This is a genomic window from Microcoleus sp. D3_18_C4 (assembly GCF_036702355.1).
In the GTDB taxonomy this organism is placed as follows: Bacteria; Cyanobacteriota; Cyanobacteriia; order Cyanobacteriales; family Microcoleaceae; genus Microcoleus.
On record NZ_JAUBTF010000003.1, the window covers coordinates 96,914 to 113,128 of the forward strand.

At 45.1% G+C, this 16,215-nt stretch carries 13 protein-coding genes and 2 tRNA genes; 11 read left to right on the forward strand and 4 right to left on the reverse strand.

Annotated features, from left to right (window positions below; genetic code table 11):
* The first annotated feature begins 248 nt into the window (after positions 1-248).
* The 10 genes from murA (at position 249) to QUA90_RS02215 (ending at position 12,395) form a co-directional block, all read left to right on the forward strand.
* Positions 249-1,667, forward strand: a complete 1,419-nt coding sequence (murA, locus tag QUA90_RS02170; RefSeq protein WP_333443676.1) for a UDP-N-acetylglucosamine 1-carboxyvinyltransferase — start codon at positions 249-251, stop codon at positions 1,665-1,667.
* 136 nt (positions 1,668-1,803) lie between these two features.
* Positions 1,804-2,673 (forward strand): M48 family metallopeptidase, encoded by an 870-nt coding sequence (locus QUA90_RS02175; protein WP_333327732.1) that lies wholly within the window; start codon positions 1,804-1,806, stop codon positions 2,671-2,673.
* Positions 2,652-2,733, forward strand: a tRNA-Leu gene (locus QUA90_RS02180). Before QUA90_RS02175 ends, QUA90_RS02180 begins: the two co-directional genes overlap by 22 nt.
* A 198-nt stretch (positions 2,734-2,931) precedes the next feature.
* Positions 2,932-3,150, forward strand: a complete 219-nt coding sequence (locus QUA90_RS02185; RefSeq protein ID WP_333327735.1) for a hypothetical protein — start codon at positions 2,932-2,934, stop codon at positions 3,148-3,150.
* Between the two features lie 584 nt (positions 3,151-3,734).
* Positions 3,735-3,816 (forward strand) — tRNA-Leu (locus tag QUA90_RS02190).
* A 247-nt stretch (positions 3,817-4,063) separates the two neighbouring features.
* On the forward strand, positions 4,064-7,384 hold the full coding sequence (locus QUA90_RS02195; RefSeq protein ID WP_333443678.1) for a hypothetical protein: 3,321 nt from the start codon (positions 4,064-4,066) through the stop codon (positions 7,382-7,384).
* 295 nt (positions 7,385-7,679) lie between these two features.
* On the forward strand, positions 7,680-8,555 hold the full coding sequence (locus QUA90_RS02200; RefSeq protein ID WP_333327882.1) for a DMT family transporter: 876 nt from the start codon (positions 7,680-7,682) through the stop codon (positions 8,553-8,555).
* A 352-nt stretch (positions 8,556-8,907) separates the two neighbouring features.
* Positions 8,908-10,581: a methyltransferase domain-containing protein gene (locus QUA90_RS02205; RefSeq protein ID WP_333443681.1), complete on the forward strand. Its 1,674-nt coding sequence runs from the start codon at positions 8,908-8,910 to the stop codon at positions 10,579-10,581.
* A 76-nt stretch (positions 10,582-10,657) separates the two neighbouring features.
* Positions 10,658-11,527: a calcium-binding protein gene (locus QUA90_RS02210; protein WP_333327744.1), complete on the forward strand. Its 870-nt coding sequence runs from the start codon at positions 10,658-10,660 to the stop codon at positions 11,525-11,527.
* A 40-nt stretch (positions 11,528-11,567) separates the two neighbouring features.
* Positions 11,568-12,395 carry a Uma2 family endonuclease gene (locus QUA90_RS02215; RefSeq protein ID WP_333443683.1) on the forward strand — a complete coding sequence of 276 codons (828 nt, stop codon included), beginning with the start codon at positions 11,568-11,570 and terminating at the stop codon, positions 12,393-12,395.
* 12 nt (positions 12,396-12,407) lie between these two features.
* Here QUA90_RS02215 and QUA90_RS02220 read toward each other — a convergent pair whose 3' ends face one another.
* The 3 genes from QUA90_RS02220 to QUA90_RS02230 form a co-directional block, all read right to left on the reverse strand.
* Positions 12,408-13,214, reverse strand: coding sequence for an MOSC domain-containing protein (locus tag QUA90_RS02220; protein WP_333388835.1), 807 nt, complete (start codon positions 13,212-13,214; stop codon positions 12,408-12,410).
* 115 nt (positions 13,215-13,329) lie between these two features.
* Positions 13,330-13,629: a putative quinol monooxygenase gene (locus tag QUA90_RS02225; RefSeq protein ID WP_190656699.1), complete on the reverse strand. Its 300-nt coding sequence runs from the start codon at positions 13,627-13,629 to the stop codon at positions 13,330-13,332.
* 237 nt (positions 13,630-13,866) lie between these two features.
* Positions 13,867-14,544 (reverse strand): hypothetical protein, encoded by a 678-nt coding sequence (locus tag QUA90_RS02230; RefSeq protein WP_333081268.1) that lies wholly within the window; start codon positions 14,542-14,544, stop codon positions 13,867-13,869.
* 142 nt (positions 14,545-14,686) lie between these two features.
* Here QUA90_RS02230 and QUA90_RS02235 point away from each other — a divergent pair, with 142 nt between their 5' ends.
* Positions 14,687-15,166, forward strand: a complete 480-nt coding sequence (locus QUA90_RS02235) for a hypothetical protein (protein ID WP_333388836.1) — start codon at positions 14,687-14,689, stop codon at positions 15,164-15,166.
* Positions 15,167-15,284: 118 nt separating this feature from the next.
* On the opposite strand, the gene QUA90_RS02240 is transcribed toward QUA90_RS02235, so the two are convergent.
* A complete protein-coding gene (locus tag QUA90_RS02240; RefSeq protein ID WP_333388837.1) occupies positions 15,285-15,788 on the reverse strand; it encodes a hypothetical protein in 504 nt (167 codons plus the stop codon).
* Between the last annotated feature and the right edge of the window lie 427 nt (positions 15,789-16,215).

Below are 16,215 nucleotides of genomic sequence, written 5' to 3' on the forward strand. Positions count from 1 at the left end.
CAACAACAGAGTCTGCTTTTACTTAAAAAGATCGTTGACAAAGGTACAACATCTGAGATCCGAGCGAACGCTACAAATGAACGTAAATTTTGATACAGATAACTTCATGAGACTCGATCGACATTATTTGTACGCTCAAACCTGAAAGCCTTGCCCCGACTGAAGCTTGGCAAATATAATGCCAAGAATTCCTAATGTTACCCCTAGACATATAAAAACTTTCCGGTAAAATCGAACCAAAATTAATAATGTATAAAGTAACGAAGCGCATTATGGAGGGCAAACCCATTACACCAGCTCAGAACTCATCAAACCTGCCAGCTTCACCTGAAAGCGACGAACAACAAGTATTACAAATTTGGGGTCGCCAGCCCCTTAAAGGACACGTCAAAATCAGCGGCGCCAAAAACTCGGCCTTAGTCGTCATGGCAGGAACCCTGCTATGCCCAGAGGATTGCCGTCTCCGCAACGTTCCCGGTCTAGTCGATGTCGCCCGCATGGGGCAAATTCTCTCGGCTGTAGGAGTCAAATTACAGCAGAACGGGGACGTTTTAGACATCAACGCCAGCAACCTCATAGATGCTCAAGCCCCCTACGAATTAGTCAGCCAACTGCGGGCGAGCTTCTTCATCATCGGCCCACTGCTAGCGCGTTTGGGATTTGCCAAAGTGCCCTTGCCCGGTGGGTGTGCCATCGGTGCCCGACCCGTTGAACTCCACGTTCGTGGTCTGCAAGCCCTCGGTGCCGAAGTCCACATTGACCACGGTACCGTTCACGCTTACGTCAAAGGGCCAAACCGCCGCCTGAAAGGAGCCAAAATTTATTTGGACTACCCCAGCGTCGGCGCAACTGAAACTTTGATGATGGCGGCGACTCTGGCTGAAGGAGAAACCGTGATTGAAAATGCGGCTCAAGAGCCGGAAGTCGCAGATTTGGCGAATTTCTGCCGCGCCATGGGAGCAAAAATTCAAGGCGCTGGCACGAATACGATCGTCATTTCGGGAGTTCCTAAGCTGCACGCGGTAGACTATTCAATTATTCCCGATCGCATTGAAGCCGGAACATTTTTAGTAGCCGGAGCCATCACTCACTCCGAAATCAGTTTGTCGCCGGTAATTCCCGACCACCTGACCGCAGTCATTGCCAAATTGAAGACAATTGGGGCGAAAATTATTGCAGAATCCCCCGACATTTTGCGGATAGTTCCCGGCCAAACTCACTCGGCCACAGACATCGAAACTCTGCCTTACCCTGGTTTCCCCACAGATATGCAAGCTCAGTTTATGGCTTTGCTGACGCTGAGCGAAGGCGACAGCTTGATCAAAGAAACCGTGTTTGAGAATCGCTTGCGCCACGTAGCAGAGCTCAACCGCATGGGCGCCGACATTCGCCTGAAAGGCAATGTAGCGATTGTGCGCGGAGTCTCGCGGCTGTCGGGTGCGCCGGTAGTGGCAACAGATTTGCGAGCTTCGGCGGCGTTAGTGTTAGCGGGACTTGCAGCCGATGGTGTCACCACCATCAGCAGCTTGCAGCACTTAGACCGCGGCTATGAGCAGTTAGAGGTGAAACTGCAAAAATTGGGAGCTAACTTGCGGCGGGTCAAAGAGGGTACAGACCCGGCGACTGCTGAGGCTCCTGTCAATCCCGTGCGATCGGGTTTAAAGTAGTCAGAAGGAAGAAGGAAGAAGGAAGAAGGAAGAAGGAAGAGGAAAAAAGGAAGAAGCAAAAGAATTCCCCATGCCCAATTCCCCATGCCCCATGCCCAATTCCCAATTCCCCATTCCCCATTCCCAACTGACTAAAATGTCAAACATACCGCTCATAGGTTTAAAAGCAGACCAGTTTCGCCACCCGCTAGACTTGGAAGCTACCAGCACTCTCAAACAACTGCCCGGCCTGGATTTGATGGTGCGGCAGTTGCTGGGACAACTGGGCGAACAGTTTTTCATGCTGGAAAATCTGGCTTCCAGCGTCCAAGTCGGCGAAAATCAATTGCCGCACCTGCATCAATTGCTAGTGGATGCCTGCAAAACTCTGGATTTGGAGGTGCCGCAGCTTTATGTCCGCCAGCATCCGATGCCAAATGCTTACACCTTTGCGATGCGGGGAAAACAGCCTTTTGTGGTGATGCACACTTCTCTGATTGATTTGCTCACAGACGAGGAAGTTAAGGCAGTAATTGCTCACGAGTTGGGGCATTTGAAGTGCGAGCACGGAGTTTACCTGACTCTGGCTAATTTAATTGTGTTGGCCGCCGGCCAAATTTCGCCTGTGGGAGCCGTGCTGGCGCAGGGTTTGCAGGCGCAAATGTTGGAATGGTTGCGGTGTGCGGAATTTACGTGCGATCGCGCCGCCTTGCTCGCGACTCAAGACCCAAGAGTGGTAGCATCACTGTTGATGAAACTGGCCGGAGGTTCGCCGACTTTAGCTCCCAAACTGAATGTCGATGCGTTTCTGGCGCAGGCGCGATCCTACGACGACCTCAGCAGCACTCAACTGGGAGAAATGCTCAAACAAGCTCAGACGGCTCAGTTGTCCCATCCTGTACCAGTATTGCGCGCCAGAGAGATCGATCGCTGGGCAAGTTCAAAAGATTATGAATCTTTGCTTGCAAGAAATCGATCGGTGTGTTATGATGGTGAAACGAAAAAGGGCGGGTGGCGAAATTGGTAGACGCATCAGACTCAAAATCTGACACCGAAAGGTATGAGAGTTCGATTCTCTCCCCGCCCACTGCTAAAGAAGCTAGTGATGTATTAATAAAAAACTGTGTGCTAGGTAGCCCAGTAGCTCCCAGTGCATATCTCATCACTTGATATCCCCCTTGCTGGTGGCTGTGGTTGGTAGCCGAGTATTTTCCGAACTTCAGTTGAAATAACTCATGACCAACCGCACTATCGTCTGCTTTTTATGTAATAAAAACAGAAAAAGATGAGTAAGGAGGCAAGCAATATACCTTCTTTGGATTTAGCTATCGTTCCAGGCACAGTTTATATCCAAGATTGTGTCTGGAATCAGTTAAGTAAACTGTATACTCTTGATTTAGCCACAGGTAAAGCAACATTCATCGGTGAGATCATTACAGAAGTGTATGATATTGCCTTTGTTGATTCACAACTCTATGGCATGGAGCGAGTACGAGTTCGATAAAATGCTCGTTGCTGCTGACTTCGCACCAGTGAAAGATGAGAAAGATGTATCCGCTCAATAATTCGGGGCGGACTACCCACTCAGGAACGATTTTGCGTCATTTGAGGTGCATCGTTGAGCGATTTATCCCGGATAATTGAGCGGATACAGAAAGATGTTACGCTTTATTACTAAAAAAAAAATTATCTACCCTTCTAGATAGACTAATAGTCATCCCCAGATCGGGCAAACTTGCGACCAATTCTAGCAGATGCTGAGTTATCAGCACTAACGGAAATACCGTCATCAGCAACCTCGATTATGATTTCTTAAAAGTTTTGCAAAACAAGTCTAATAGCATATATCACATTAAGTGATTACCAAAAACTGAATGTAGATGCGTTTTTGGCGCAGGCGCGATCCTACGACGACCTCAGAACCACTCAACTGGGAGATATGCTCAAACAAGCTCAGACGGCTCATTTGTCCCATCCTGTACCAGTATAGCGCGCCAGAGAGATCGATCGCTGAGCAAGTTCAAAAGATTATGAATCTTTGCTGGCAGGAAATGGATCGGTGTGTTATTAGGGTGAAACCAACACAAAGGGCGGGTGGCGAAATTGGTAGACGCATCAGACTCAAAATCTGACACCGAAAGGTATGAGAGTTCGATTCTCTCCCCGCCCACTGCGAGGAAAGCTAGTGATGTCTTAATAAAGCGCTCTGTGCTCAATAGCCAAGCAGCTCCAACTGCATCTCTGATCACTTTATCTCGCACTCGCTGGTGGCTGTCGTTGCTAGCCGAGTATTTTCCCAAAATCAGTTGAAATAACTGATGACCAACCGCACTGTTACTTTCATCTGCTTTTTTATGTAATAAAAACAGAAAAAGATGAGTAATCAGGCAAGCAATAGATCTTCTTTGGATTTAGCTATGGTTCCAGGGACAGTGTATATCCAAGATTGTGTCTCAAATCAGTTAAGTAAACTGTATACTCTTGATTTAGCCACAGGTAAAGCAACATTCATCGGTGAGATCATTACAGAAGTGTATGATATTGCCTTTGTTGATTCACAGCTCTATGGCATCGATCGAGAAGGCGACACAACGCAGCTCGTAAAAATTGACATCAAAACGGGCGATACGGCTGTCATTGGGGATACGGGCTTTGCTACAGCCGGCTTGGCTTATAATGCCCAACGTCAAACCCTTTATGCCACCACAGCTAAACAACTGATTGCCCTTGATATCAAAACAGGAAAAGGTACACCAGTAGCTACCGTAGCTAATAAAGACTACAACTGTGGTGAAGTTGCCTTTGATAGCAATGGCATAGCATATATCACATTAATTGGCTACCAAAAGAAGAAATTACTTGCTAGATGCAATCTCGATACTAGCGAAGTTAAAACTATTGGTGATACCGGATTTCCTGGTATTGGCAGTATGGAATTTGTTGGCAATGTCCTTTATGGCGTTACTGGCAGATTTTTTAACTTGGGAAAAGACGGTCAATTAATCCGCATTAATACCCAGACCGGTAAAGGCACATTAGTGGCTCAAACCAAGCCTAGCGGTCGTTGGGCAGGAATTGCGGTTTATCAACCAGCAGCAGAAGTGAGCGCAACCATCACTTCAAAAGTTAACACTGAAGCTACACAAGCGGCACAAACAACTACTACAACTAGGGAGGCAACTATGAAACTGTTAACAATTGATACCAAAGAAAACTGTTACGTTATCAATACCGATCAGATGAATAACTTGCAACAAAATGTTGCTAAGTCTCTGACATTAAACAAAGGAACTTTTGACATCCAAATTACCAGTGGTACTTACAGTTATAGTGCCAACAATACCGTTGGTGAGCCTTTTGTTTTTCTCTGGATTTATGGACTTGATGGCAGTACCTTTATCAACACAAAGACAGGTGTTGAGACAGGTGGAACTTGGGCAACTTTAAACGGCTATAACGACAAATTGCAGTTTGAGATCAAAGAAAAAGCTGTAGTCTGTGCTTTATTCTTTGATACCTATAGTGATGATAATGAAGGCCAAGTAACTGTTTCAATCACTGGCAATCAACAGAATCCCCAAACTTTAACCGTTGATAGCGAGACGAACTGCTATCCGCTTGATGGCAATTATCTCTCAACTCTTAAAAAAGCCAATGCTAATTCTATCGAGTTAGCCCCAGGGAACTATCGCGTCAAAATTCGGGAAAGCAATGCCACTTATGGAGCAGAAGCCAAAAATTTCCAATTAGAACCTTGGGCGTTACTGTTGATTCAAGGGGGAAAATTTATCTCCAAGTTGACAGGAATTGAACTTAGCGAAAGTTGGTGTTCCTTAAATGGCTTCAAAGATGAAGTTATTTTTGAAGTCAAACAAAAAACCACCCTCTCCGGCTTCTTTTTTGATACATACATAGAAGATAACGAAGGGCAAGTTGTTTTAGAAATCAATAACATCAGTGATCTAGAAGTAGCCCAAGAATATGCACAGTCATCAGTAAAGCCTGGTACGGGCAGCAGCGACAGCACTGTTAGTGGCAGCAGCGACAGCACTGTTAGTGTAGTGGGTGGTGGTAGCGCAACTAGCTCTGGTGGTAGCGCAACTAGCTCTGGTGGTACAACTAGCTCTAGTGGTGTATCAGTTACCACTGGTGGTACAACTAGCTCTGGTGGTATACCAGTTACCACTGGTGGTACAACTAGCTCGGGGACTGAAAATATCAATATTGGCAGTGGATTTAACTTCACTTTTGACCAAGATCAGATGGAACAAATGTGGCAGCAAATGGCAGCCCAAATCAATACTTCCATCACAGTAACAGGTGACCCGAACGAGAAAAAAGAAGCTTATTGGGACAATTTGGAAAAATGGCTGCTTAAAGGCTATCAAACTCAAGCTAAAGACTTAGCGATGAAGGTAGCACGGCTGGAGTTTATGCTTAAAACTCTTACCCAACAAATGGAAGTTAGTTTTAATCAGAATTTCCACAATTGGTCGGGATACTTCAACAAAAATCTCAACGACTTATTTATTTCCCGAATCCCCCGCATTGTTAGCGAGCAGGTGAATTTAAGAATCTCTGAACAAACCCAAGAGATTAAAAGCTTAGTGCTGCAACAAATGCAAACCGAACTCAATGAGCGTGTTGAGGCCGTCGTTAATCTCAAAGTGGCTAATCAGACTCAAGAAGTTAAGAACCTCGTAGTTCAGCAAATGCAAACTGAACTTGAGCAACGGATTGAGAATGTAGTTAACATCAAAGTTGCAAATCAGTCTACAGAGATTAATACCCAGGTAATTAATCAAATATCGACTGATATTGATGAGCGCATTAGTAACTCCGTTAATGTCCAAATCGCCAATCAATCTCAAGAGATCACTAATCAGGTAATTCAGCAACTCCAACATACTATTGATCAGCGTGTTGAGAATGTGGTGAGCATCAAGATTTCTGATCAAACCCAGAATGTGAAGAACCTGGTGATTCAGCAGATGCAAACTTACATCGATCAACGCATCGATAATGTCGTGAACCTGAAAGTGTCTAATCTATCTCAAGATATTAACACTCAAATTGTTCAGCAAATTCAACACGACATGGATCAGCGGATTAATGCGGTAGTTAATCTCAAAATTGCTGACCAAAGCCAAAACATTAAAAATCTGGTCATTCAGCAGATTGAATCTAACATTGATGCTCGCATCAATACGGCTGTTAATCAATCTAGCACTAGCAACGTGCAGTTAGTGACTAATAATATTGTCAACGATCTTGACAATCGCATTAATGTTAGCTTGGATAACAAGATTCTCAACTTCCGTAATGATGTCTCTACTATCGTCAAAAATGAGCTGAACCAAAACTTCACGCAGAACCTCAAAAATACGATTTTTGCAGATTTGAAACAGCAACAATTCTACCTGGATATGAACTTGATCAAGGCAGAAGTTGAGAACTTCTACTCTAATCTGGCACAGTTTGAGAATCAGTTCTATTTACGCATTGAACAAGGGGACACTCAACTGTATAACTGGACGCTGGAACAACTTATTGCTCTCCAAGGTTGCTTAACAGATCGTCAGGCGTTAGTCGATATGTTTGAATCTTTCGCCACTAAACTCAAAGACGAATTAGATAATGCTGAATGCGTTCGTCCCGATCGTTTTGGTTCTTGGGTAAGAACAGATATGCGGTCACAATTTCAACCTACCCAACCTCCGCAATTACCACAACGTTAATCAGTAGGTAGACATATATATTGGGTGTCCGAAGAAAGGAACGAAGCAATCCCAAACCGCAAGCGAATTGCTTCTTTCCTCTATTCGGACATGATGGTATTGATTTATGTTCACCGCCCACTGCTAAAAAAGCTTAATAAACCTAGGGTTCCAGGTAGGCCACCGGGAACCCTAATTTATATGGCATCGGGAATCGGGCATAGGGAATTGCGAATTGGTAACTAATGACAACAGTCAACAGTTAACAGTCAACAGTCAACAGTCAACAGTCAACAGTCAACATTCAACAGATTTTATGGGTGAAATCGCCGCTTTAGGCGCTGCATTTGTCTGGGCTCTATCTTCCACCATCTGGCAGCGAGTAGGACAGCAAATCCCCGCCGTGGTGCTAAACTTGCTCAAAGGTGCGATCGCCCTTTTCATGATCCTTGCCACTGTACTAATTTTAGGAAAATCTTTACCCGCAATCAACCCTAATATTTTAGCAATGCTGCTGATTAGCGGCGGCCTAGGAATTGGCATCGGAGACACCGCTTTCTTTATCGTCTTAAAATATTTAGGGGCGAGGCGAACGCTACTTTTAGAAACCCTATCTCCCCCTTTAACAGCTTTATTGGGCTTAATATTTTTGCAAGAAAAGTTATCGCCCATTGCTTGTACTGGCATTCTTTTAACAATCTGTGGCGTAGCTTGGGTAATTGCCGAACGAACAGCCGAAACAACCTTATCATCAAAACATCTTTGGCAGGGATTAGGTATTAGTTTATTAGGACAAACAACCCACGCCGTTGGAGCAATTTTATCCCGCGCTGCCTTCACTCAAATAGATATTGATCCCCTGTGGACAGCCGCCTTGCGTTTGAGCGGTGGTATGGCAGTCATGTTGTGCTTTTTTAAGCCAACAAACCTTGACAGTTTCAAACAACTAAAATCCTCACAAATATTAGGTGCCATAATTCTGGCAGCTTTTTTAGGAACCTATCTCGGAATTTTCCTGCAACAGACTTCGCTGAAATATGCACCCGCAGCAATCGCTCAAACACTCAGTTCTACCAGTCCCCTGTTTATACTGCCTTTAGCCGTGCTGGCGGGCGAAAAAGTCAGCATTCGGGCTGTTTTGGGGGTAGTTGGTGCGATCGGCGGAATCGCCTTATTATTAGGTTTGAAGTGATGAGATGTGAGACAGAAGTGTTGGGGCTTGCTAAAAAATAAAAAAATAGGCGGCTTCGTACTTACTGTCCTTAAATATTAGTTTAAGTATCCAAAAACGGGTCTTCCATACTTAGTATGCTCAAATATAGCAATCCTTGTAGGATTGGTGAATAAGATTTAAAGGAAACGCTCTTAACGCAGACCAAGAGAATAGAAAATAAAAAAAGTTCGCAAGTGAGAATTTAAGGCTTGACAAATGTGCCGATCGCCATTGTATACTGGCATCGCAATGCTAACCTTCGGCTGGTTGTCTGTCGGCATGGGTTGCTCTGTTTTATTTTACGATCAACTAATCAGGAATTTTAGACAAAGTGATCGATCGCGCCAACCACGACTTCTTGAAGCTGCTACCGCCGGATGCTAAAGTCATTGTTGAAATTGGCTGCGGTACGGGATCGACGGGCGAACAGTACAAGCTGATCAATCCCCATTGTCAGTATATTGGCATTGAATGCGATCGAGAAAAAGCTAAAATAGCAGTCGATCGGCTAAACTGGGTGACGGTGGCCGATATTGAAGAAATTGCTCTCGAAAGTCTCGACATCGCCCCAGGAACCGTCGATTGTTTGGTTTTTGGCGACTTGCTACCCTACCTCAAAAACCCTTGGGAAGTCCTCAAGCAGTACAGTAGTTTGCTGAATCCAGAGGGGCAAATTCTCGCTAGAATCCCTAATGTTCAATACTGGCGGCGAATTGTCAATCTGTTGCGGGGACAGTGGGAGAATCCCGACAACAAGATGCAGCACTGGTTTACCCTAGAAAGTATTAAATCACTATTTGCTCAAGCCGGATTGCAGGTTTATGAATTTCAAGGGAAGGGACACAAAACCGAAAATTTTGTCCACTTTCAAGAATTACTGCATCCAATGGTAAAGGCTTTAGAGCTCACATCGAGCAGTTTTGCTACGGAAACCGGTGCTGAACATTATATCGTGCGATCGACCAAATCGACCGTACCTGCGCGCAGACTGCTGATTCAGACTATCATTATGGCTCCTACAGGGTGCGATCGTGTGCGAGTTTTGGAACCGGACAAATTTAGCGCTACAATTCCCGGTGTCCGCACCGTATCCGGCGTGAAAAAAGCAGAGTTAATTCCGCCGCTGTCTGGAGAAGAAAAAGTCTTCATCTGGCAGCGGACAATCATGCAATATCCCGGCTATATTCCCCAACTCAAAGAACTGCTGCAACAAGGCTATTTAATAGTAGCTGAAATTGACGACAATCCCATCCGCCGCCGCGAATATGCAGATAATAATTACCTCAGCTATCGCGGCTGTCATTGCGTTCAAACTTCTACAGAACCCCTCGCAAAAATTTTGCGCCAATACAATCCAAATGTTGCTGTATTTCCCAATCAATTAGCTTATCTACCTCCGCCGCGAGTTTATCCCGCAGAAGATACAGTCACAATCTTTTTTGGTGCACTCAACCGCGAAAAAGATTGGCAGCCGATTATGGCAGCACTCAATCGAGTTTTAGTTGCCCACAAGCACCGGATTAGAGTTAAAGTAATCCACGACAGAAAATTTTTTGAATCCTTGAAAATACCGCAAAAAGAATTTGAACCGTTTTGCAGTTACGAACGGTATCAAGAAATCATGTATAGTTGCGATATAGCTTTGCTGCCGCTTGTTTCCAGCCCGGTTAACGAAACGAAATCCGACTTAAAATTTATTGAATGTGCAGCGCGGGGAGTAGCGGTGCTGGCCAGTCCCACTGTTTACGAACATTCGATTGTCGAAGGTGAAACAGGATTGATTTATAGATATGAAAAAGAGTTTGAAACCAAACTAAATTCGCTGATTTCTGACACTTCTCGGCGCCGGAAAATAGCCGCGAATGCTTACGAATGGGTGCGGGACAACCGCTTGCTGTGCGGACACTACCGACAGCGGCGAGATTGGTACTTACAGATGCGGGACGAGTTGCCACGTTTAAATGCTGAGTTGCGCGATCGCCTGCCGGAGTTATTTGGTGACTAAATGCGGTAAGATTTATACGGGTTATTGTGCGATCGTTCTGTTTTATTGTTTAATTTCTAATAGTTACTCCACACCAATGCGAATTCTATTCACTATTGCTCACTTTTACAATCCCAGCGGCGACGGGAAACACGCTTCCCAACGAAATGATCCGCAACCACGACTAAATGCTTTAACCGCTTGCGTGACATCGCTGCAAGCTTTGTACGGCAAATCTCAGTCCATGATTGACATTAGCGAATGTGCAACTATCCCAGCCAATCAATCTCAACAGCACGAAATTGACATTGTTGTTTGCACTACTCAAGGTTATCATCTGTTGCCTCAACTGCCAGTGCAGCCCAGATGTTTTATGCACCATGCTACAAAATGCGAACCGCTGCTGTTGGGGTTTGAGTGTCAAGCAGTTTTGCGAGCGTGTCTTAACAAATACGATTATTTCTGTTATTTGGAAGATGATTTAGTGCTGCATGATCCGTGGTTTTTTAGTAAACTAAAGTGGTTTACGCATCACGGAGGAAATGGCAATTTGCTGCAACCTAATCGCTATGAAATATCGCCTAAAGGCGCGGTTTTTAAAGCATATGTTGATGGTGATTTAGCAGACTCAGCGACTTCTCCATTTCAAAATGTAGAGGAGCAGCGGCAGTTAATGGGAAAAATCATGGAACAAACAGTCGCTTTTGAGCGGGCGTTGAATCCTCATTCCGGCTGCTATTTTTTGAATGCGGAACAAATGGCACATTGGGCTAAGCAGTCTCATTTTTTGGATAGGGATACTAGCTTTATCGGCCCGCTGGAAAGTGCCGCGACTTTAGGAATTATGCGGACTTTTAGAGTTTACAAGTCAACTCCTGCTTATGCTAATTTTTTGGAGGTTCAACATTTTGGAACGAGTTTTCTGAACTTAATTGGTAATAAGGTGAGAGTGCCGGAAGCAGGATGAGTTAAGATATTCAGGTAAGCTGCAATACTTGAGAGGTAGCATGACCCAGGCAACCGAAAAAATTGTCCTTCCCTCTCCTTTCCCCGACCACACTCAACTGCCAGAGGAAGACGGCACTTTTGTGAAGAATTTTCAGGAGCATCCCCAGAGCATTCTTTTGACTGATTCTATCGGGTCGGTATTGCAACGGCTTCATCCCGATGGGCAATATGCTATAGGGCAAGACTGCGGCATCTACTGGCGAGAAACTGACCCGCTTGAAAAGGGAGCAGAAGCTCCAGACTGGTTCTACGTGCCCAATGTGCCACCAACACTAGGAAATCAGATTCGTCGCTCTTACGTGCTGTGGCGGGAATTTATGGCTCCGATGATTGCTTTGGAGTTCGCATCAGGAGATGGTTCAGAAGAGCGGGACACCACCCCACTATCCTACTCGGAAGTTGGAGCGGCGCAAAGACCTGGGAAGTTTTGGGTATATGAGCGGATCATGCGGATTCCGTTTTATGGCATCTATGAAATCAATACTGGCAGGCTGGAGGTTTACAACCTGAACAATGGGTTTTACCAGCAGTTGCTGCCGAACTCGCGCGGTCATTATCCGATCGCGCCCATGGGCGTAGAATTAGGACTGTGGCAAGGCAGTTATCAAAACCAGACAATGCTGTGGCTGCGGTGGTGGGACAGCGAGGGCAATTTGCTGCTGACAGGTACAGAACGAGCTTCCTTAGCAGAGCAGGCTTTGAGTGCAGAAGCCCAAGCGCGGCGGGATGCCATCCCTCGGTTGTTGGCAATGGGATTGAATACAGAGCAAGTGGCAGAATCACTGAGTTTACCCGTAGAAGAAGTTAGGCAGCATTCACCATCTTGATATCGCTTTTTATTAATAAGAAGTCAAAACATCGCCGATTTTAACTGTGCCGCTATTGATAATTTTGGCTAAAACTCCAGTCTGTGCGTGACCGAATTCCTTTTGGAGTAAACTGAGTAGGGAAATATCTCGATCGCCTGTTTCTGGATTCACTTCTATATTGACACAGCGACCGATTCGTGCTGTAACTTCTATGCGCGCCGTGCCTAATTGAAACTGTTTTCCAATCAACTCAAATTCTGACCAAGCTGCCATACCTTCTAGCACAATGTTCGGACGAAATCGGCCCACGTCAATGTTTTGAACAGCAATTTCTGTTAATTGGTCTAATGTGGCTTGACTGAGTAAAGAGATGTGTACGGGTTCTCGATCGGGATAACGAGTTTCGCCGCTGCTGTCGCCGACTAAGTGCAAAGGTGCAAACTGCGGGTGTCTCGCTTCTTTTGTGGGTTCAATTGCCGCCAAATATTCTGTGAAAAAACTGCCGATGCGATCGCGCCCCGCTGCTGTGTTCGTTTCTGCCGATAACACTGCAACTCCTTCACGCTTGACTGTTAAAATCGTCGTTTCCGGTTGATAATCGCATTCTAAAGCTGCTAACAAAGGCCAATCATTTTGAACAGCAAAATGTTTTTTGCTCATCCAAGGCACATTTTGGGCTGGCATCTTTGCAGCTTCCCGATTATCTGCAAACATGAGGGCAAAAGCTCGATCGCCCTTAATTCCGTGCCCGGCTGTTAAAGCAAACTCCGACATTGCTTGGGGTGTCAGCCCTTTAATTGGATAAATAAATAACTGTTTTATTGTTGCTACTGTCATAATTTTTTTAGCTCTGCTTCAATTTAAACTGAACTCTTGTCCCCCCCTTACTAAGAGGGGCTAGGGGGGTCGAAGCTAATTCACAAACATTAATCAAATTGCTATAAAAACCAGATTAAGCTAGCAATTCATAGCGACGGATATCTGGAGGTCCAACGGCCAAACCGTCTAATTTCTGCACGGCGTCTTGAATGTGAGTTGAACCGAGATGTAGTTCGAGCAAATCTGCACTTTCCCACTCTTCAACGAAGGTAAAATCTGTGGGATCGGCTTGATTTTGCAGGAGTTCGTATTTGATACAGCCTTTTTCTTTGCGAGTGGGCTCCATAATGCTCAGCAGCAGAGATTTAAGTTCTGCTACTTTGTCAGGAAAGGCAGCGAGGCGGGCGACTACTCGCAAGGTTGTTTTGGACATAGGAGAAAAAAGTCACAGATAGGACGATCGAATTTACCGATTTTTATTTGGCAGACTCAGCAAAACACGATTTTACTTAAAATAACCTAAAGAGGTTGCTCGGTCAACGGCAGTACAATTAGTCCAGGACGCGCTCATCTCTCAGAAACCCGCTTTCTTCCCAAATTCTTGGTTACTAACCGCAGAGCGTCGTATAAACCGGGTTTCTTGATATATTTTGGCGAAGACCGGAGAAACTCAATCTTTGGGATAAAATCGCTTGTTTTCTGTAGAATATTCCCAGGCGAGATCCTCCGGGTCTTTTTCGCGGCTCCACTGAGCAAACTCCGGCTTAAGTTTCCACTTGCCGATCGTAGTTGCGTGGACTTTGAACCTGCGGGAGAGTTCCGTCTGGGTAAAAGAGATTTTGGGCTTTTGAGGAGTCTTGGTTTGAGCAAGGGGGAATAAATTTGGTTTTTTATCTTGTGCTTTTTCCCGATTTGTGGGAGGCTCTTGAACAGCTATTCCCGCATTAGCTGTTTCGCTTTGATTGACAGGTGGAGCTATTTGAAAATAATACAAAATTCCGCCTTGTTCCGTCACTTCAAAATCTGCGGCAAACTCAGAAGCTCGTTCGTCGAGATACTCTTGAACTTTTTCTCCGGGGAGTTTCGCATTCATCGCCAAATCCAAAGCCGTAACTCGCCCTTGATTTTCCTTGATCAACTTATAGAAAACCGAGTCTAAATGAGCGAGTTTATGTTTTTGCTGCTGGTGGTAGAGTTTGTAAGCCCAAGCAATGCCCGCTGTGGTGGCGATCGCCCAAAACATCCTTCCCGACTCGAAACTGGCAACCGCCGTCAAGGAAATAGGCAAAAGCAGGGTAAGATATCCCCAAATGCTTCCCTTCTTTAGGTTATTGCTGTTTTTGACCATAGTTCCTAAACAGGTACGTAGTTTAGCTTAGTAGAGCGTGTCTGAATGTCGCGAAAGTTTTTCGACAGTCGATATATCGGCTAATCGCTGACGCACTCTACGACAAAATCCCAGAATCTACTTTTTTTGCAACCGAGGGTTCATGTACTTTTTTCGCAAACAGATTGCCATCCTGTTGATAGTTGTTGCTTGCTGTACGCTGACGATTAGTTGCAGCGATAGCCGAGCTGTCCAGTGTACTAAATTTACTGAAATTGTCAACAAAGGCAACGCTCTCCTTGAGGTTGATAAAGACAGCAACGATGCTACAACGACCGACAATTTAGCTAAAAATTTGAACCTGATAGCGAATGAACTTGAGGATCTGCGAATAACAGATCCAACCCTCAAAGAAATTCAGCAGCCATCGGTTAAATCATTCCAGGAAATTAGTCAAGCACTCGGCGACATAAGCAAAAGTCTTCAGGCTGGAAATCTCGCTTCTACAAGTATAGAAGGTCGAGAGCAAATCCAAACCGCTCAAGCAGATATTATTAGAGCCGGCCAACAGGCGAATCAAGCAGCCGCAAATCAAGACGCTTTGACTAGCAAACTGATTAATTATTGTAAGGGCGATCGCTAAAGGCTAAGAGTTTTGAGTTTTGAGATGGCCACGCGAACCCCAACAAACCACGGGGGGTGAATGAATTTGAGGAATGCGTCGCCTTCACCTACTATCTACCCCTTTGCAATTACCCAATTTAGTGATGAATTTCTAGATTCAAAATATAGCGACCGAGTTGTACTTTCTCCGACCACAACTCGTATTCTAACCGCAAGTGATCCGGTTCCGGCTTTCCTGTCAGCGTCAAGTTGCGAGTGAAGTTGCGGAGTCGCAACTGTTCGGGAGTCGCCAGCGATTCGCCCTGAAGCCAATAACGGCTCAGGCCGTACATTCCTCGTTCCCAGCAGTGGCGGTAGCTGTATTTGCCGTTTCCTTGCATGGTCATAATGACTCGATAGGGCGAAACTTCTAGCCAGAGCAACCGGGGTTTTGTAGTTAGGGGCAAGATTGTAACTTGCTCCCCAGATGCGTCGGAACCGTCGGAAAATTCGCGATCGATTATTGCTGGTTCGTGTAACAACAAGTGAAAGCGATCCCGGTCTTTTTGATAAACCGTAGCAGCGGTTTCAACGACTGACCACAAAGGTAAATCTGTGGATACCAGCGATAAACTTACAGGCTTGCGGTGATGGGTCAGCATAAATAAAAGTTTAGGAGTTGTGGTGGATCGGGCAGTTTGAGATTTGAAATTGTAGGCTTGAGATTTTAGATTTTAGATTGGCTGGGTTCCAAATTCCGGAGCTTTTGCTTAAAAAAATGAAAAACCTACAACTCGCAATCGAAAATCTAAAATTGTTCAGTCAAAATTCAATCATCTGGTCGATAACTGATAGCAGGACATGAAATCTACGCAGATACACGGATAATATTTGTGAAATTAAGGTGAAATTAATGTGAAATCCGTGCCGTTGCGTCCGCACTCCTGTGTCTTCGAGAACTGACAGCGGAGTCTCCGGGCGAGTTTAATCAGCCTTTAAGTTAACCGGACACATTGGGGAAAAACCCGCAGCCCGTACAAAAGACGACTGACTTAGGACTGGGAAAAAGGTAGGATAGCTAACGCCATC